General features: G+C 71.4%; 16 protein-coding genes. 9 read left to right on the top strand and 7 right to left on the bottom strand.

Going from position 1 to position 18,239, the window contains the following annotated elements; genetic code table 11:
- Positions 1-211 precede the first annotated feature (211 nt).
- On the bottom strand, positions 212-1,000 hold the full coding sequence (locus V5F49_RS17420; RefSeq protein ID WP_394116804.1) for an SDR family NAD(P)-dependent oxidoreductase: 789 nt from the start codon (positions 998-1,000) through the stop codon (positions 212-214).
- A 187-nt stretch (positions 1,001-1,187) separates the two neighbouring features.
- Between V5F49_RS17420 and V5F49_RS17415 the strand changes: the two genes are divergently transcribed.
- From V5F49_RS17415 to V5F49_RS17390, 6 genes are all read left to right on the top strand, one after another.
- Complete coding sequence (locus V5F49_RS17415; protein WP_394116803.1) at positions 1,188-1,691, top strand: MarR family winged helix-turn-helix transcriptional regulator; 504 nt, start codon at positions 1,188-1,190, stop codon at positions 1,689-1,691.
- 179 nt (positions 1,692-1,870) lie between these two features.
- On the top strand, positions 1,871-2,566 hold the full coding sequence (locus V5F49_RS17410; RefSeq protein WP_394116802.1) for a TetR/AcrR family transcriptional regulator: 696 nt from the start codon (positions 1,871-1,873) through the stop codon (positions 2,564-2,566).
- A 198-nt stretch (positions 2,567-2,764) separates the two neighbouring features.
- The gene (locus tag V5F49_RS17405) at positions 2,765-4,042 is read left to right on the top strand and encodes an FAD binding domain-containing protein (RefSeq protein ID WP_394116801.1); all 1,278 of its coding nucleotides are present in this window, start codon (positions 2,765-2,767) and stop codon (positions 4,040-4,042) included.
- Positions 4,039-4,395, top strand: coding sequence for a DUF485 domain-containing protein (locus V5F49_RS17400; RefSeq protein ID WP_394116800.1), 357 nt, complete (start codon positions 4,039-4,041; stop codon positions 4,393-4,395). Before V5F49_RS17405 ends, V5F49_RS17400 begins: the two co-directional genes overlap by 4 nt.
- Entirely contained in the window at positions 4,392-6,074 is a 1,683-nt protein-coding gene (gene actP / locus V5F49_RS17395) for a cation/acetate symporter ActP (protein ID WP_394116799.1), read from the top strand. Before V5F49_RS17400 ends, actP begins: the two co-directional genes overlap by 4 nt.
- A 27-nt stretch (positions 6,075-6,101) precedes the next feature.
- The gene (locus V5F49_RS17390; RefSeq protein WP_394116798.1) at positions 6,102-6,509 is read left to right on the top strand and encodes a cupin domain-containing protein; all 408 of its coding nucleotides are present in this window, start codon (positions 6,102-6,104) and stop codon (positions 6,507-6,509) included.
- A gap of 65 nt (positions 6,510-6,574) precedes the next feature.
- Here the strand turns inward: V5F49_RS17390 and V5F49_RS17385 are convergent, their stop codons facing one another.
- Positions 6,575-7,906 (bottom strand): ATP-binding protein, encoded by a 1,332-nt coding sequence (locus tag V5F49_RS17385; protein WP_394116797.1) that lies wholly within the window; start codon positions 7,904-7,906, stop codon positions 6,575-6,577.
- Complete coding sequence (locus tag V5F49_RS17380; protein ID WP_394116796.1) at positions 7,903-8,568, bottom strand: response regulator; 666 nt, start codon at positions 8,566-8,568, stop codon at positions 7,903-7,905. Before V5F49_RS17380 ends, V5F49_RS17385 begins: the two co-directional genes overlap by 4 nt.
- Positions 8,569-8,643: 75 nt before the next feature.
- On the opposite strand from V5F49_RS17380, the gene dsbD reads away from it, so the two are divergent.
- The 3 genes from dsbD to V5F49_RS17365 are packed head-to-tail and all read left to right on the top strand — an operon-like array spanning position 8,644 to position 11,838.
- Complete coding sequence (gene dsbD, locus V5F49_RS17375; RefSeq protein WP_394116795.1) at positions 8,644-10,494, top strand: protein-disulfide reductase DsbD; 1,851 nt, start codon at positions 8,644-8,646, stop codon at positions 10,492-10,494.
- A 22-nt stretch (positions 10,495-10,516) separates the two neighbouring features.
- Positions 10,517-11,149, top strand: coding sequence for a DsbA family protein (locus V5F49_RS17370; protein ID WP_394116794.1), 633 nt, complete (start codon positions 10,517-10,519; stop codon positions 11,147-11,149).
- Positions 11,149-11,838: a L,D-transpeptidase gene (locus tag V5F49_RS17365; RefSeq protein ID WP_394116793.1), complete on the top strand. Its 690-nt coding sequence runs from the start codon at positions 11,149-11,151 to the stop codon at positions 11,836-11,838. Before V5F49_RS17370 ends, V5F49_RS17365 begins: the two co-directional genes overlap by 1 nt.
- A gap of 117 nt (positions 11,839-11,955) precedes the next feature.
- Here the strand turns inward: V5F49_RS17365 and V5F49_RS17360 are convergent, their stop codons facing one another.
- From V5F49_RS17360 to V5F49_RS17345, 4 genes are all read right to left on the bottom strand, one after another.
- Positions 11,956-14,046: a c-type cytochrome gene (locus V5F49_RS17360; protein ID WP_394116792.1), complete on the bottom strand. Its 2,091-nt coding sequence runs from the start codon at positions 14,044-14,046 to the stop codon at positions 11,956-11,958.
- A 408-nt stretch (positions 14,047-14,454) separates the two neighbouring features.
- Positions 14,455-14,874, bottom strand: a complete 420-nt coding sequence (locus V5F49_RS17355; protein ID WP_509210707.1) for a recombinase family protein — start codon at positions 14,872-14,874, stop codon at positions 14,455-14,457.
- A gap of 394 nt (positions 14,875-15,268) precedes the next feature.
- On the bottom strand, positions 15,269-16,495 hold the full coding sequence (locus V5F49_RS17350) for an MFS transporter (protein WP_394116791.1): 1,227 nt from the start codon (positions 16,493-16,495) through the stop codon (positions 15,269-15,271).
- A 214-nt stretch (positions 16,496-16,709) separates the two neighbouring features.
- The gene (locus V5F49_RS17345; protein ID WP_394116790.1) at positions 16,710-18,215 is read right to left on the bottom strand and encodes a multicopper oxidase family protein; all 1,506 of its coding nucleotides are present in this window, start codon (positions 18,213-18,215) and stop codon (positions 16,710-16,712) included.
- Positions 18,216-18,239: the final 24 nt, after the last annotated feature.

Below are 18,239 nucleotides of genomic sequence, written 5' to 3'. Positions count from 1 at the left end.
GGAAGGCCCCCGGGCGCGATGCCTGGCGAAGGTGTGCGGCGCGTCCCCGAGCCCGCGAATCCCGCGGGCCTCATTTTTTTGACAGAATACAGATGGTAAGTATACGGATCATTTGATCAAGGTCAATGCGCAATGACCCCGGATCTGTGCGGGCGCCCGGTGTCGGGCGCCCCCGCGCCGGGGCAAAGGTCCCGCGCCCGGCGCCGCGGTCTCAGCCCTGCGGCAGCGCGATCCCGGCCTCGACGGAGATGCGCCGCGCGGCGCCGCCGGCCTTGAATCCGCCGTCCACGGCGATGTCCTCGCCGGTGATGAAGCTCGCCTCGTCGGAGGCGAGGAACAGCACCAGATTGGCGGCCTCCTCGATGGTGCCGTAGCGGCCGAGCGGCGTCGCCCGGCGCCACGGCTCCAGATGGGGGCCGCCGGCGTTGAGGCCGGTGACGATGATGCCGGGGCACACGGCGTTGACGCGGATGCCCCAGTCCACGAACTCCATCGCGGCGCAGCGGGTCAGGCCGAGAACGCCGGCCTTGGTGGCGCTGTAGGAGGGATCGTTGTGGCCCACATAGGCCGCGACCGAGGCGATGTTGACCACCGCCCCGCCGCCCGAATCGCGCATGGCCGGCGCCACCGCCTGGATGCCCAGCAGCGCGCCCGTGAGGTTCACGCCGACCACGCGGTTCCACGCCTCCAGCGAGGTGCCCATGATGCCGGTGCGGTTGAGGATGCCGGCGTTGTTGACCAGCGTCGTCAGGCGGCCCTGCCAGGCCATCACGCCGGCGACCACCTCGGCCCAGTTGGCGGGATCGGCCACGTCGAGGTGGAAGTAGCGGGCCTCGCCCCCCTCCGCGCAGATCTCGCGCGCGACCGCGGCGCCGGCCTCGTCCAGCACGTCGCAGAGGGCGACGGCGGCGCCTTCGCGCGCGAACATGCGCGCCTCGGTCTCGCCCTGTCCGCGGCTCGCGCCGGTGATGATCGCGACCTTGCCCTGAAGGCGGCCCATGGCCCTCTCCCTTGGATTATGATGCTTGTGTTTTGCTGGCCGGCAGGCTGGGAGGACCAGCCCCGGGCGCCCGGCGGAACGGCTGCGTTGCCTTGAACGCCAAGCTGGGTCAAAATCGCGATTGTTCAGCATTCTGTCAATCGCATTCGTCAGCCCTGCCTGCCGCGCCAAACGGAGTTGTGTTTCGATGTCCCTGAGCGATCTTTATGAAAAACCGGGCCATCTGATCCGCCGGGCGCACCAGATTTCCTGGGCGCTGTTCCTCGACGAATGCGCGGAGTTCAACATCACCCCGGTCCAGTATGCGGCCATGGTGGCGATCGAGGAGCGGCCCGGCGTCGATGCCACGCGGCTGTCGTCGCTGATCGCGTTCGACCGCTCCACCATCGGCAATGTCATCGAGCGGCTGGAGGCGCGCGGGCTCGTGGTGCGCAAGCCGAGCTCGGAGGACAAGCGCGTCAAGCTCCTGTTCCTGTCGTCGGAGGGCTCGGCCCTGCTGCGCAACGCGGAGGCGTCGGTGGAGCGGGTGCAGGAGCGCATGCTCGCCCCGCTCTCGCCCGCCGAGCGCAAGCAGTTCATGAAGCTGCTGACCCGCCTCGCCACCCTCAACAACGAGGCCACCAGCGCGCCCATCCGCACGGTGGAGGAGACCGAGGGCGCGGAGCGGCAGGCGCGCTCCCCGGCCCGCTGACCCCCGCCACCGGCGCCGCAGGCGCGCCCCCCACCGGCGCCGCAGGCGCGACCTGCCACCAGCGTCGCAGGCGCGAGCTGGCACCGGCTCCGCGCCCAAACGGGAGGGCCGGCATCTCGTCGCAGGGACGATCATCCGCGCGCGCGCCGTGCTAGAAATGATCGCCCGATAAAGACCGGATGGCCGCCTTGCCCGCACCCAGAGCCCCCGCGCCGCCCCGCCGCCGCCTCGCGCCCGCGGACCGCGAGCGGGACATCGTGGCCGGCGCGGTCGCCTTCTTCGCCGAGCACGGGTTCGACGGCGCCACGCGCGACCTGGCGCAGCGGCTCGGCATCACCCAGCCCCTGCTCTACCGCTATTTCCCCGGCAAGGAAGCGCTGCTCGACCGCGTCTACCAGGAGGTCTACCAGAGCCGCTGGCAGAGCGAATGGGAGGCGCAGATCACCGATCGCTCCATTCCCATCAAGGAGCGGCTGAAGCGCTTCTACCGGGCCTATGCCGCGGTCATCCAGACCTATGAATGGGTGCGCCTGTTCATGTTCGCCGGCCTCAAGGGGCTGGACTTCAACGCCCGCTACCTGGCCTTCCTGCGCGCCCGCCTGTTCGAGCCGATGGTGGTGGAGATCCGCGCCGCCAACGGGCTCGACGAGGCCGCGCCGATCACCGAGGCGGAGATCGAGCTCATCTGGTCGCTCCACGCCGGCATCTTCTACATCGGCGTGCGCAAGTTCATCTATGGCATGCCCATCCCCGCCGATCCCGCCGCCGACATCGACGTGAAGGTGAACGCCTTCCTGCACGGCGCCCCGGCCGCCTTCGCGGCCGTGCTGCCGCAGCCGAAGGCAGTCGGAAGGAAGCGCGCGCCGCGGAAATAAGCGATCGATAAATTAATTTGACGCAGGCATCCGTCCGCGCCACTATCTATCATCCGATAAATAATCGGGCAGGTCCCGCCACCACGGCATGGCCGTGCCGGCGGGCACCGGACGACGTCAACATCAACGGCCCGTCCGCTCCGGACCGGCGCGCGCATCGCGCACGCCCGGCCCCGGCGGCGCCGAGGGAGAACATCCATGCCAGGGGAAACCACCGGCGGCGGCATCAGCCGCGCGCCGCAGGAGAAACGCGCCACCAGCAGACGCGCCATCATCATCGGCGGCTCCATCTGCGGCCTGTTCACGGCGCTGCTGCTGCGCCGGGCCGGCTGGGACGTGTCCGTGCGCGAGCGCATCGGCAGCGAGCTCGCCGGCCGCGGCGCCGGCATCGTCACCCATCCCGAGCTGTTCGACGTCATCGCCCGCACCGGCCTCGACGTCACCGAAGCGCGGGTGGGGGTGGGCGTCAGCGGCCGCCGCGTGTTCGACCGCGACGGCCGGCTCGCCGGCCAGCTCGACCTGCCGCAGGTGCTCACCTCCTGGGGCCACCTCTACCGGCTGCTGCGCTCCGCCCTGCCCGACGCCGCCTATCGCCACGGTCGCAATCTGGTGGCGGTGGAGGACGACGCCTCCGGCGTGCGCGCGCATTTCGCCGACGGCGCGATCGAGGAGGCGGACCTCCTGGTGGGCGCGGACGGGCTGTTCTCGACGGTCCGCGCGGCCTTCCTGCCGCAGGCCAAGCCCACCTACGCGGGCTATGTGGCCTGGCGCGGACTGGTGGACGAGGCCGCCCTCTCGCCGCAGACGCGCGCCGCGCTGTGCGGCCACTTCTCCTTCAGCCTGCCCCCCGGCGAGCAGATGCTGGGCTATCCGGTCGCCGGCGCGGACGAGCAGCTCGACGAAGGCAGCCGGCGCTACAATTTCGTGTGGTACCGCCCCGCCGCCAGCGACGGCCAGCTCGGCGACCTTCTGACCGATGGGACGGGCACCCGGCACCCCCTGTCCATTCCCCCGCACCTCATCCGCCCCGAGGTGGTCGCCGCCATGCGGGCCGACGCGCGCCGCCTGCTTGCGCCGCAGTTCGCCGAGGTGGTGGAGCGCACGCCCCAGCCCTTCCTGCAGGCGATCCAGGATCTCGAGACGCCGCGCATGCGGCTGTCCTCCCGTGTGGTGATCCTCGGGGACGCCGCGTTCGTCGCCCGGCCCCACGTGGGCATGGGTGTGACCAAGGCGGCCGCCGATGCGGCGGCTCTGGTCGCGGCGCTCGCCGACGCAACCGACGTGGAGGCCGCGCTTGCGGCGTTCGAGGCGCGTCGCCTCGCCTTCGGCCGGGCCGTGGTGCAGCGGGCGCGGCACCTCGGCGCCTACATGCAGGCGCAGATCCTCGACGCCGAGGAGCGTGCCCGCGCCGAGCGGCACCGCCGTCCCGAAGCCGTCATGAGCGAAACTGCCGTCGCCACGGGGATTGCCGCATGAAACACGCCAGCGTCTGCCCCGCCCGCCCCGTCGCCCCGCCGCAGGATGTGGCGGCCCGCATCGAGGCCATCCGGCGCAACCCGAACTTCCGCCGCCTCGCCGCGGCCCGCGCCCGCCTCGGCCTGTCCATGGCCGCGCTGATGGCCGCGCTCTACTTCGCCTACATCCTCACCGTCGCGCTCAGGCCCTCGGCCCTCGGCACGCCGGTGCTGCCGGGCGCGGTCTCCACCTGGGGGATCGTGGCCGGCGTCGGGCTGCTCAGCCTCGGCTTCGTGCTGACCGCCATCTATGTCGCCGTCGCGAACCGGCATTTCGACCATCTCACCAAGAGCCTCGAGGAGGACCTGCGATGAGCGCCCGCCATACCCTCCCCAGCCTGCGTCGCGGCGCCGTCGCAACCCTGCCCGCGGCGCTCCTCGCGCTGGCGGCCGGGCCGGCGGCCGCAGCCGGCGCCATCGCCGAGGGCGGCGCCCGGCAGCCGCTGAACCCGGTGGCCATCGGCCTGTTCCTGCTGTTCGTGGTGGTCAGCCTGGGCGTGACCTGGTGGGCCGCCCGCAAGGGCACCGGCGGCGCGCAGGACTATTACGCCGCCGGCGGCGGCCTCAGCGGCTTCAAGAACGGCCTCGCCATCGCCGGCGACTACACCTCCGCCGCGACCTTCCTCGGCGTGACGGCGCTGGTCTACACCTCCGGCTACGACGGCATGATCTACGCCATCGGGTTCCTCGTGGGCTTCCCGATGATCCTGTTCCTCATCGCCGAGCCGCTGCGCAACCTCGGGCGCTACACCTTCGCCGACGTGGCGGCCTACCGGCTCTCGGAAGTGCCGGTGCGGGTGGTCGCGGCCACCAACACGCTGGTGATCGTGCTGCTCTACCTCATCGCCCAGATGGTGGGCGCCGGCAAGCTCATCGAGCTGCTGTTCGGCCTGCCCTACTGGGCGGCGGTGGGCATCGTCGGGCTGCTGATGATGGCCTATGTGACGTTCGGCGGCATGCTGGCGACCACCTGGGTGCAGATCATCAAGGCGGTGCTGCTGCTGACCGGATCGGTGGTGATGTCGGTGCTGATCCTGTCGCGCTTCGGCTTCAGCGCGGAGGCGCTGTTCGCCCATGCGGTGACGCTGCATCCCAAGGGCGCCGCCATCATGGCGCCGGGCGGGCTGGTGAAGGACCCGGTCTCCGCCATCTCGCTCGGCGTCGCGCTGGTGTTCGGGACGGCGGGGCTGCCGCACATCCTGATGCGCTTCTTCACCGTCGCCGATGCCCGGCAGGCGCGGTCCTCGGTGCTGGTGGCGACCGGCTTCATCAGCATCTTCTACACGCTGCTGTTCGTGCTCGGCTTCGGCGCCATCGCGCTGGTGCTGGCGGACCCGGCGTTCAAGGATGCCACCGGCGCGGTGCTCGGCGGCACCAACATGGTGGCGCTCCATCTCGCCAACGCGCTCGGCGGATCGGTGCTGCTCGGCTTCATCTCGGCGGTGGCCTTCGCCACCATCCTGGCCGTGGTCTCGGGGCTCACCATCGCCGGCGCCTCGGCCGCGAGCCACGACCTCTACGCCCGGGTGATCCGCCGCGGCAAGGCGACGGAACAGCAGGAGGTGCGCGTCTCCAAGGCCGCGGCGGTGCTCATCAGCCTCCTCGCCATGGGGCTGGGGCTGCTGTTCGAGAACCAGAACATCGCCTTCATGGTGGGCCTCGTCTTCGCCATCGCGGCGAGCGCGAATTTCCCCGTGATCGTGCTGTCGGTCGCGTGGCCGGGACTGACCACCCGCGGCGCGGTGACGGGATCGGTGACGGGGCTCGTCACCGCGCTCGTGCTCGTGGCGCTCAGCCCGAGCGTGTGGACCACGACGCTGAAGCTCGGCCCGGCGCCGTTCCCCTATGACAACCCGGCGCTGTTCTCCGTGCCGCTCGCCTTCCTCGTGTCGATCGCGGTCTCGCTGGCCGATCGCAGCGCGGCGGGGCAGCGGGTGCGGGCGGCCTTCGCCGCGCAGCATGTGAAGGCACAGACCGGCTTCGCCCTCGACTGAGGCGCCGGCACTTTCGGGAGACGCACCATGACCCAGACCACCTACGCCACCGTGGAGGCGCCGGCCGCGTGGCCGGACGCCCTGCGCGCCGACCTCCACGCCAGCCGCGGCAACGGCCGCGTCGGCAGCCGCCTCGTCTCGCAGAGCGAGCGGGTGCGGGTGTGGCACCTCAGCCTCCGGCCGGGCGAGCGCATCGGCTTCCACACCCATGTGCTCGACTATTTCTGGACCGCGGTGACCGGCGGGCGCGCCCGCTCCGTCTATTCCGACGGACGGGTGGCGGAGGTCACCTACGCCACCGGCGACACCCGGCACCACAGGTTCGGCGACGGCGAGTTCATGATGCATGACCTCACCAATACCGGCGAGACCGAGCTGGTCTTCACCACCGTCGAGTTCCTCGACAGCGCCAACCGGCCGCTGGAGATCGGCTAGGCCCCCCCCCGTGGCCCGGAAGGGAGCGCGTCAGCGGCCCCTTCCGGCTTCGGGACGGGGCGCCGTCAGGGGGCTGCGTCGCGGGGCCAGACGATGCTGGCGCGCAGCCCGCTGCGGTCGTCCCGGTTCTCGAGCGCCAGCCGCGCGCCGGCACGGGCCGCGGCCATGCTGGCGATGGTGAGGCCGAGCCCGCTGCCGGAGGCGCTGCGGCTGCGGCCACGGTAGAACCGGCGGGCGACCAGCGGCAGCTCCGCCTCCGGAATGCCCGGCCCCTCGTCCTCCACGCACAGGCCGTCGGCGCAACGCCGCCAGACGATGGCGCCGCCGCCCGCCATGTGCTCCACGGCGTTCTCATGCAGGTTGCGCAGCACCAGATGCAGCGCCTCGCGATCACCGCGCAGCGACAGGGTGTCGAGCTCGGCGGCGACCTCCACGCGGGCGCCGCCGGGGCTCGCCGTCTGCCGCACGATATCGCGCAGGAACGGCCCCGCTTCCACCTCACACGCCGCGCCGGCAGCCGGAGCTGGGGCGGTGCCCTCCAGCTTGGCGAGGGCCAGCAGCTGCCGCACCAGGCGGGTGGTGCGATCCACCGAGACGAGGATCTGCCGCAGCGCGCCCTCCCGCGTCGGCGCATCGGGCGCCGCCAGCGCGATCTGCGCCTGCGTCTTCAGCCCGGCGAGCGGGGTGCGCAGCTCATGGGCGGCGAAGGCGGTGACGTCGCGCTCCTGCCGCCGCGCCGCCTCCACCTTGGCGAACAGGCCGTTGATGGCCTCAAGCAGCGGACGCACCTCGTCGGGAGCCGCGGCCGGCGCGAGCGGGCGCATGTCCTCGCCGTCGCGGGCGGCGATGTCGCCGGCCACCACGTTCAGCGGCTTCAGCCCCTCGCCGAGGCTGACCCAGATCAGCATCCCGAGCAGCGGCACGATCAGGATGACGGGCGCCAGCAGGCCCGCCACCAGGTCGCGCACCAGCCGGTCGCGCAGGCCGATGCGGTCGCCCACCATCACCCGCACGCCCTTGTCGGTGTCGAGGATGGTGTAGACCCGCCACGGCTCGCCGTTGACGATGCGGTCGGAATAGCCTTCCGCCGGGCCGGCCAGCGCCTCCTCCGGCGCGCCGCCGGAGCGTGCCACGAGACGGCCGTCGAGCGACCAGATCTGGCACGAGAGCTGCCGCTCGTAGGCGCCGGGCGCAGGCTCGGCCGTCTGGACCGCCGCCGCGATGTTGCCGCCGGCCACCAGCGAATGGACCATGCGCGCCGCTTCCTGCAGGCGGGTATCGAGCACGTGCTCCAGCTCGCTGCGGCTCGACAGATAGATCCAGGCGGTGGCGCACAGCCAGATGGCGCCGGTGGCGGCGAGCAGGATGACGAACAGCCGGCGCTTGAGCGAGCTCATGCCTCCGCCCCCCGGACCCGGTAGCCGAGGCCGCGCACGGTCTCGATCAGCGCGCGCCCCACCTTGCCGCGCAGGTTGTGGACGTGGACCTCCACCGTGTTGCTCTCCACCTCCTCCTGCCAGCCGTAGAGCCGCGCCTCGATCTCCGCCTTGGAGCGGATCACGCCCGGCCGCTCCATGAGGGCGGCGAGCACCGCGAACTCCCGGCGCGAGAGCGGCACCGGCTGGCCCTCCAGCGTGGCGGAGAGGGTGGCGGGATCGAGCACCAGACCGCCCGCCTTCAGCAGCGGGCCCGCGCGGCCATGGCCCCGGCGGGCGATGGCCCGCACCCGAGCGTTCAATTCGTCGAGATCGAACGGCTTGCCCAGATAGTCGTCGGCGCCGCTGTCGAGCCCGCGCACCCGGTCGGGCGGCTCGTCCAGGGCGGTGAGCAGCAGCACGGGGGTGGCATCGCCGCCGGCGCGCAGGGCCGCGAGCACGTCGAGGCCCGAGCCGTCCGGCAGCATGACGTCCAGCACCACCGCGTCGAACCGGCTGGCGGCGAGGGCGGCGCGCGCGTCGGCGCAGGTGGACACATGGTCCACCGTCGCCCCGGCAAGGCCGAGGCCCACCTTGAGCCCGTCCATCAGGATCGGATCGTCCTCGACGACCAGTACGCGCATGCTGCCCCTCTCGTTCGCCCTCTCTTCTACCCCGAGCTTAAGGCCCGCTTAAGGTAGGCATCCGAGAGGGCGGCCATGGACGCAATACCGCTCCCCTCCCCTGCCCCGGCGGCCCGCGCCACGGGTGTCCGCCGCGTGCTGGCCGCGCTGGCCCTGCTGCTCCCGGTGCTGCTCGGCGCCGCGCCCGTTGCGGCGCAGGGCCGGCCGCTGAAGGCCGACGAGGCGTTCCGCCTCTCGGCCACCCGGGACGCCGACGGCGCGCTGGCGCTGCGCTGGAACATCGCTCCCGGCACCTATCTCTACCGCGAGAGCCTCACCGCACGGCGGGACGGCGCCGTCGTTCCGCTCGCCCTCCCGCCGGGGGAGGAGAAGGACGATCCCAATTTCGGGCTGGTGGAGATCTATCACCAGTCGGCCGAGGCGCAGGTGAGCGGCCTGCCGGCGGCGGGGGCGCTCGACGTCTCGTTCCAGGGCTGCGCCGAGCAGGGCATCTGCTATCCCGCCGTCACCCGGCAGGTGGACCTGACCACGCTCGCCGTCACCGCCGCGCGTCCGAAGCCTGAGCCCGCCGCACCGGCCATCGCAGAGCCCACCCCGGACCTGCAGGCTGCGGAAAAGGCGCTCGCGACGGAGACCGCGCCAGCGCAGGACGAGCCCCCCGGCGTGGTGGAGGCGCTGCTGAAGGGCGCGCCCGGACCGCTGCTCGCCGCCTTCTTCGGCCTCGGACTGCTGCTCGCCTTCACCCCTTGCGTCTTCCCCATGCTGCCGATCCTCGCCGGCATCCTCGGCGGCGGGGCGGCGCGGCCCACGCCGGCGCGCGGCCTCGCCCTCTCCGGCGCCTACGGGCTTGCCATGGCGGCCGCCTATGGCGTGCTCGGCATGGCCGCCGCATGGACCGGCGCGAACCTGCAGGCGGCGCTCCAGGCGCCGTGGGCCATCGGCCTCATGGCGGCACTGTTCGCCGTGCTGGCGGCGGCCATGCTCGGGCTGTTCGACCTCGCCCTGCCCGCCGGCCTCGCAGCGCGGCTGCCCGCCGGCAATCGCGGCACCATCGCCGGCGCCGCCGGCCTCGGCTTCGCCTCGGCGCTGGTGGTGGGCCCGTGCGTGACCCCGCCGCTCGCCGCCGCCATGCTCTACGCGGCACAGACGGGCGATGCCGTGCGCGGCGCATCGGCCCTGTTCATGCTGGGGCTCGGCATGGCCGCGCCGCTGGTGGCGGTCGGCGCGTTCGGCGCGCAGGTCCTGCCGCGCTCCGGCGCGTGGCTGGTGCGGGTGAAGCAGGGCTGCGGCGTGCTGTTCCTCGGCGTCGCCGCGTGGATGGCGGCCCGCGTGCTGCCCGACGCCGCCGGCCTCGCCCTGTACGGGCTTCTCGCCATCGGCCTCGGCGTGTTCGCCGGCGGCTTCGACACCCTCTCCGCCGACAGCGGGCCAAGCCGCCGGATGGGCAAGACCGCCGGCATCGCCGCCGTCGCCTGCGGCCTGCTGCTGATCGTCGGCGCGGCGGGCGGGGCGAGCGATCCCCTGCGCCCGCTCGGCTTCCTCGCCCCGGCCCAGACCGCGGCGGCGCCGCCCCGCGAGGTGCGTGTCGCCTCGCCCGACGCCTTCGCCCGCGCGCTCGCCGCAGCCAGCGCCGGCCGTCCGCGGCTGGTCTCCTTCACCGCCGCATGGTGCACGGTGTGCAAGTCCAACGAGGCGGTGATGGCTGAGCCTGCCGTGGAGACGCGCCTCTCCGGGCTCGAGCGCATCGCCGTGGACGTGACCGCCTATGGCGACGGGGCGCGCGCCCTCATGAGCCGGTTCGACGTGATCGGCCCGCCAACCCTGTTCCTGCTGGATGCGCACGGGCGCGAAGTGCCCGGCTCGCGCCACGTCGGCGCGCTCACCCGCGCCGATTTCGACCGCCTCGCCCGCACGGCGGGCCTCTGACCCCACAGCCGAAGGACGTTTCATGCGACGCAGGGACCTCATCCGCATCGCCGCGCTTGCCCTCCTGTCACCCGCCGTCAGCCTCGGTGAGACCGGCGCCGCCGCGGCGGAAGGCGTGGACGTGGAGGCCATCCTGCATGACCCCGGCGCGCCCACCGGCGGCAATGCGCAGGGCGACGTCACCATCGTCGCCTTCGTCGACTACAACTGCCCCTACTGCAAGAAATCCGCGCCCGACCTCGCCCGCGCGGTGAAGGAGGACGGGCGCATCCGCCTCGTCTACAAGGACTGGCCGGTGCTCACGGAGGCCTCGGTCTACGGCGCGCAGCTGGCGCTGGCGGCGGCCTATCAGGGCCGCTACGAGACCGTCCACGACGCGTTGATGGCCATCCCCGGCCGCCGCATCGACGAGCAGCGCATGCTGGAGGCGGTGGCCGCCTCGGGCGTGGATCTCGACCGGCTGATGGCCGACCTGAAGGCGCACCTGCCGGAGATCTCCGCGCTGCTGAAGCGCACATACGCGCAGGCCGAATCCCTCGGGCTGCGGGGCACGCCCACCTATCTCGTCGGCCCGCTGGTCACCTCCACCCTCGACTACGCCGGCTTCACGCGCGCGGTGGCCGAGGCCCGGCGCCGCCAGGCCGCGGGGAACTGATGCGGCACGCCCCGCTCCCGCCCGAAGCGCGCCCGCTGTCGCGGCGGGCGCTGTGCGCCACCCTGCTGCTGCCGCTGGCGCTCGGCGCCTGCACGACCACGCAGACCACCGCGCCGGCGAAGGCGCCGCCGCGGGTCGCCCCCTCTGATGCCGCGCGCTACGGCGCCCTCAGCGACGGCGGCTTCGCCATTCCCGGCGTCGATCCGGACGACCTCAAGCCGCGCAACGTGCGCCAGCTGGTCGCCGATCCCACCGGGCAGACGCCCGGCACGCTGGTGGTCGATCCGAAGAACCGCTTCCTCTACCTGGTGCAGGAGAACGGCAAGGCCCTGCGCTATGGCGTCGGCGTCGGCCGCGAGGGGCTGGAATTCTCCGGCAAGGCGGACGTGGGCTACAAGCGCGAGTGGCCGGGCTGGCGGCCCACCGACGCCATGATCGCGCGTGAGCCGGCCCGCTATCGCCCATGGGCCGGCGGCATGGCCGGGGGCGCGGACAACCCGCTCGGCGCCCGCGCGCTCTACCTGTTCAAGGACGGCAAGGACACGCTCTACCGCATCCACGGCACCAACGAGCCGTGGACCATCGGCGAGGCCGTCTCCTCCGGCTGCATCCGCATGATGAACCAGGACGTCATCGACCTTTATCGCCGCGTCCCGGACGGGGCGAAGGTGGTGGTGCTGCCGGCCTGACGCCGGGCACGCGACATCCCGTTCCGAGTTCCCGGCCCGTCATCGTCCCGCGACGGGCGGGAGAGGCGGACGCCCGGGCCCTGACCGGCCCGGGCGTCCGCGACTGTCATGGCCGCCTCAGTAGCGCGCGTCGGCCGGCTTCTTGTCCTTCGGCCAGTCGTTGACCTTGGGCGCGAAGTCGGGGCGCGGCATGTGGGTGAAGTATTCGGCCACGTCCACCGCCTCCTGGTCGGAGAGCCCGCCCTGGCCCAGCGGAAAGCCGCCGTGGAAGCCGATGGGCATGTTGCGCTTCACGAAGGCGGCCGCGGTGTAGGTGCGCGCCATGCCGGCACCGATGTTGAACGAGAGATCGCCCCACAGCGGCGGATAGACGAACGCGCCCTTCGCATCCTTGATGCCCTCGCCATTGGCGCCGTGGCAGACCGCGCACTGGGCGGCGTAGATCTTCTGCCCATTCTCCGGATCCGGCTTGATGGCCATGCTGACCTTGCCGACGCCGCGGCCTTCCACCTTGTCCTCCGGTCGGGTCTCGCGCTTCATCCAGTCGAAATAGGCGACCATGGCCTTCATGTCGTCGCCGTCCCTGGCGAGCGGCTTGCCGTTCATGGAGCGCAGGAAGCAGCCGTTGATGCGGTCCTCCAGCGTGATCTCCCGGCCGGCACGCGGCGCGTAGCTGGGGAAGAAGGCCGAGACCCCCACATAGGGCGAGCCATCGGCCACCGTGCCGGCGTTGAGGTGGCAGCTGGAGCAGTTCAGCACGTTGCCCACGTTCTTCGGCAGCAGGGTGTGCGTCTCGGTGTTGAGCCGCATGCCGCGCACCAGCTGGGTGGCGTTGGGCTCGCCCAGCACGTCGGCGATGCGCGGCGTGACGAACCGCGAGGCATCCACCTTCGGGTCGAGCGCGGCGCGGGCCGCCTTCACCTGGTCGGGCGTCACCGGCCCCGCCTTGCCACCCCAGCTGGCGCGGACGAACGTGAGGATCTCGGAGAGCTCCCGGTCGTCCAGCCGGGCGAAGCCGGGCATGGTGAAGACGCGCGGGTGAGCCTGCGTCTGCGCCGTGCTCCACCCGGTCAGGGTGATGTGGACCAGCGTGGACGGGTCCTGCGCCGCCACGGTCGGATTGCCGGCCAGCGGCGGGAACACCTGCGGCACGCCGGCGCCGTCGAGGCGGTGGCAGTCGGCGCAGAACTGCGCATAGGCCAGCCCGCCGCGGGTGGTGAACATGGCCGCCGGCACCGCGTCATCCCCCTTTGGCGGCAACGCCCCGGCGGGGTGGTCGGACGGCAGCGACTTCAGATAGGTGGCGATGGCCAGGAGGTCGGTGTCGGTGAAGTTCTGCGTGGAATTGTGGATCACCTCGGTCATGGAGCCGGACACGGTCGCGAACCGGTTCTGCCCGGTCTTCAGCAGCTCGACCGTATCGGCGACGGTCCACAGGTCGCGCAGGTTGATGGCGTTCCATTCCTCCACCCGGGCGCCGGAGACGAACCGGTCGCCGTCGCGCCCCTTCTCCGACATGGCGACTTCCTGGAAGCCGATGCCGCGCGGGGTGTGGCAGGCGCCGCAATGGCCGAGGCCCTGCACCAGATAGGCGCCGCGGTTCCACAAGGCATCGCGGGTGGCGTCGGCGACGAACGGGCGCGCGTCGAGGAACGCCGCATTCCAGAACGCCAGCGACCAGCGCAGGTTGAAGGGGAAGGCGATCTCGGACGGCTTGTTGGGGCTCGCCGCCGGGCTCACGCCCTGCATGAGATAGGCGTAGAGCGCGTACATGTCGTCCGCCGACATCTTGGCGTAGGACGGATACGGCATGGCCGGATACATGTGGGTGCCGTCGGCGGCCACGCCCTTGCGCATGGCGCGGTCGAAGGCGCCGAAGCTGTAGCCGCCGATGCCGGTGGCGCGGTCCGGCGTGATGTTGGTGGAATAGAGCACGCCGAACGGCGTCTCGAGCGGCCGACCGCCGGCCATGGGGTGTCCTCCCGGCCGGGTGTGGCAGGCGATGCAGTCGCCAAGCTCGGCGATGTACTTGCCGCGCGCCACCAGCTCGGCATCCGCCGCCTGCGGAAGGGTACGCCCGGCATCATCGATACGCGGCGGGGTGACCACCCACCAGAACACGGCCGCTCCCGCCACCGCGGCCATCGCCGCGAGGGCGCCCACCTTCCTCAACACCGGCTTGCGCCGGATCGACCCGTCGTCGCTCATGAAACGACCTCCAGTCGGGGCAGGTTGCCGGATGCGCGCGATCCATCGCCGACCGGTGCTTTCGCATCCGGACCCGGTGTGTCGCGGCAGCCGGCAGCTGCCTCCATGGTCGTCCCGCGCCGACACCCTACCCGGGCGCCGCCGCACGACATTGACATGCCGCAACTGTGGAAATCGACGGAGGGTGATCGACGGAGGGTGAAGGCGCCCGCATCCAGCGCTCCGATTGCGCCGGTCACGGCCAGGCCACGAGCGGACAGGCCGCAAGCCTATCGTCGCCGCTTCGGCGTGGCCAGAGATAGCGTCGAGCCGTGATGGCTTGAAGGAGAAACGCACGCCCCTCTCGAGCGCCAATGCCACCACGCCTCCAGCGCCGACTTTTTCAACGGAATCGGCGCATGGTCGCCGCTAGCCGGCTGGCGGGATCCGGCTGATGGTCGCTTTGCTCACGCCCATGACGCGGGCGATCTGGCGCACGCCTTCGCCCTCGGCGCGCAGCTTGGCGACGTAGGCGCGCTGATCCGCGGTGAGGGCACTCTTGCGGCCGAACTTGACGCCGTTGGCCTTGGTCCGCGCGCGCCCCTCCCCTGTGCGGGTCTTGATCAGCTCGCGCTCGAACTCGGCCAGGCCGCCGAGCACGGTCAGCATGAGGCGGCCGTGGGGCGTCGTTGTATCCGCCCAGGCGTCCGACAACGAGCGGAAGGCGGCTTGCCTGTCTGCGGCTTCGGCCAGCACATTCAGGAGATCGTGGGTCGAGCGGGCGAGGCGATCAAGCCGCACGACGACAAGAACGTCGTCGGCCTTGAGAGAGGCGATACAGCGGCGCAACTCGCGACGATCTGTCTTCGCGCCGCTCGCAGTTTCAGCGTAGATCTTCGTGCAGCCCGCGGATTTGAGGAGTTAGATTTGGCTATTCAGGGTTTCACCATCTGTCGAAACACGCGCGCAGCCAATAATAATGCGTGAATTATGAGACTATATTTCGAGACGTTCAAATATTTGATATCTCACACGTCGCTCGACGTCTCAAATATTTTAAATTTTGAGACAATGTACGTTGAGAATGGCAACTGTCGGCGACCACGCGCCAAGAGCGGTCTTGCGCCGGCCCGCCATTGCCAGACATTCCTCTTGGTCTGCAAAAGCAAATTAAGACCGCGCCATTCCCCCCGGTGCGGTGCGAAGCACCCCAATCGCCGCCATGATCGCCGCACATGGCGCCTCAGGGCTGCCGGCGGCCGGCCGAGGCGATGACGAGGACCGATGCCAAGAAAGCGAAGACCGCGCCGGCGATGAAGGTCGCCTGGGCGCCACCGACGTCCCACAGCAGCCCGGCGGCGAGGCTCGCCGCGAGCGTCGCAAGGCCGGTGGCGAGGTTGAACAGGCCGAAGGCGGACCCGCGTAGCGCAGCGGGCGCGTGCTCGGCCACGAGCTTGGCCAGCAGCCCCTGGGTCATCGCCATGTGGCCGCCCCACAGGGCAATGCCAAGGAAGGCGCCGGGCAGGCCCGGCACGAAGGCGAGGACGACATCGGCCGCGATCAGCAGCGCGAGGCCGCCGACCAGCAGCCGCGCCGGCGGCGCCCGGTCCGACCACGCGCCGGCGGGATAGGCCCCGAGCGAATAGACCACGTTCATGGCCACCAGCACGAGGGGAGCAAGGACCAGCGGCAGCCCCTCGTCATGGGCTTTCAGGACGAGAAAGGCCTCGCTGAAGCGCGCGAGGGTGAAGACCACGCCGACGGCAACGACGCCCCAGAACGGGCGGCCGAGATGCCTGAGGTCCTTGAAGCGCACGGGCGGCGGGCGGCCGCCCTCCGCGACGCCGGCGGCCCTGTCCTCGACGCCCGCCACCACGCAGAGCACGGCCAGGATGCCGGGCACGAGGGCAATCCAGAACACCGTCCGCATATCGTCGGCGAACAACGCCATGAACGCGATGGCGAGCAGCGGCCCGACGAAGGCACCGACCGTGTCGAGGGCTTGGCGCAGGCCATAGGCGCGCCCGCGAATCTCGGACGGCGTCACGTCGGCGACCAGCGCGTCGCGGGGCGCCCCCCGCATGCCCTTGCCGACGCGGTCGGCGAAGCGCGCGGCGAGCACCATCCCCGGCGCGCCCGCGAGGGCAAAGAACGGCTTGGAGGCGGCGCCGAGGCCATATCCTAGCAGAATCAACGGCTTGCGGCGGCCGAAACGGTCCGACAGGTAGCCGGAGAAGACCTTCGTCACCTGCGCGGTGGATTCCCCGATGCCCTCGATCAGGCCCACCATGGCGACGCTCGCCCCGAGGGTGCCGGTGAGGAACAGCGGGAGCAGCGCGTGGATCATCTCGGACGAGATGTCCATGAACATGCTGACGAGGCCGAGGGCCCAGACGGTGCGCGGGATGGCGGGTCGAGCCATCGGCGTGCCGGCATGGCGTTCCCGTCCCGGCGGCTGCACCTCGTTCATGGCCACGCGCCTCCTGCCGCACCCTGTCGGCGCTCGACTCTCCCACTCGGGCGGAGCGATGCGACGGATCTGCCCCTCAGCGTCCTAGATACTTGATGAGCGCGGCGATGCCGAGCACGACAAGCGCCAGGATGAGAAGACCGAAGAGCCACATCCCCCACATGCCGCCGCCCATCATCTGATCGTAGTGCATGACGGTCTCTCCGCTGTGGGATCAGGCAATCTTCACCACCGCCATCATGCCGGTGGCCATGTGGTAGAGGTGATGGCAGTGCAGGAACCACTCGCCCTTCGGCCCGGCGTCGAAGGCAACGGTGACGGGCATGTGCGGGGGCACCATCACCGTATCGCGGACCGCGCCAGAGAAACGGCGCCCGCCAATGCCGACCACCTGGAAGTGGTGGCCGTGCAGATGCATGGGGTGGCTCATGCCGGTGGGGTTCATGAAGGTCATCTCCACCCGCTCTCCGGGGCTAACCACGAAGGGCGCGGCCTCGGCATGGGTTCGCCCGTTGATGGTCCAGCGGTAGCCGGCCTCCTCTCCGAGCATGATCGGGAAGACCCGGTCGGCCTTGCCCGGTGCCAACGGTTTCGCTGCCGCGAGGCGCGCCTCGAAAGTGAGATCGACAAGCCCCTCTGGCCGGTCTGCGATCTCGGCGATACGCGCGACCGACGCTCCGGCAGTCGCCAGGACAAGGCCGGTGCGGCGAGGCGAGGCCTCCACCTGGGCCAGCACGGGGAAAGCGCCGCCGCCCGCGGGAATATCCACCAAAAGGTCGATCCGCTGGCCCTGTGCCATGGGAAAGGCATCCGCCTCGACAGGGGCGCAGGGCGAGCCATCCACTGCGATGCATCTGGGCTTGAGGCCGGGCACGCTGATGAAGAAGGCGGTGGCGGTGCCGCCGTTGATGATGCGCAACCGCACCCGTCCACCCTTCTCCACCCGCACCACTTCGGGATCGCCGAGGGTGCGGCGGTTGGCGAGGAAGGCGTCGTAGTCCACATCATTGGCGTGGGTCATCATCCCGCCGCCCATGACGTGGCCCGTCTGGCCGGCCGCAGGAGACGCCGGCAGTCCCCCGCCCATGGCTCCCATGCCACCCATCCCATGCCCGGAGTGGCTCATACCCGGCATGGCCATCCCCGGCATGCCCTGCATGGTCCCGCCCATGCCGTGGCTGCCATGGGCGCTGCTCCCGCCGAGCCCGGCGAGGATCTCTTCCGGGCTCCTGAAGGAGAAGTCGTGCAGCATCACCACCACGTCCTGCACGTCGCCGGCATCCGTCTCGCGGGTGACGAGGGGCGCGGCGAGCAGCTGCTGTTCGCTGAGCGTGTGGGAATGCATCCAGTGGGTGCCGGGCGTGAGCAGGAAGTCCACCTGGTCGGCCCCGCCGGGCGCGAGCTCGCCGCCGTCGGGGCGCGCGCGGTCCTGGTCCGGCGGGGCGAAGATCTGGCCGTGCCAGTGCATCACTGCCGGGGTGTCGGAGGCGTTGAGCACGGCGCCGGAGAGGCGGTCGCCCTCTTTGGCGAAGATGCCCTCGCCGGCCGGGCCCTTCACCGCGAAAACCTTGGCGGCCTTGCCGTTCACGTCGAGGGTGAGGCTCTCGACGGTGAGGAGTTGGGCGGCGAAGGCGCGGTTCCACCCGCCAGAGACAGCGAGCGCGCCCGCGGCGGCGGCGCCCGCGAGGAAGGCACGGCGGGAGAGGCTGGGAATCGGCATTGGTCGGGTCATGGTCGGCCTCTC

This window comes from Xanthobacter lutulentifluminis (assembly GCF_043194675.2).
Taxonomy (GTDB): domain Bacteria; phylum Pseudomonadota; class Alphaproteobacteria; order Rhizobiales; family Xanthobacteraceae; genus Xanthobacter.
This window is presented reverse-complemented; position numbering and strand designations above follow the sequence as displayed.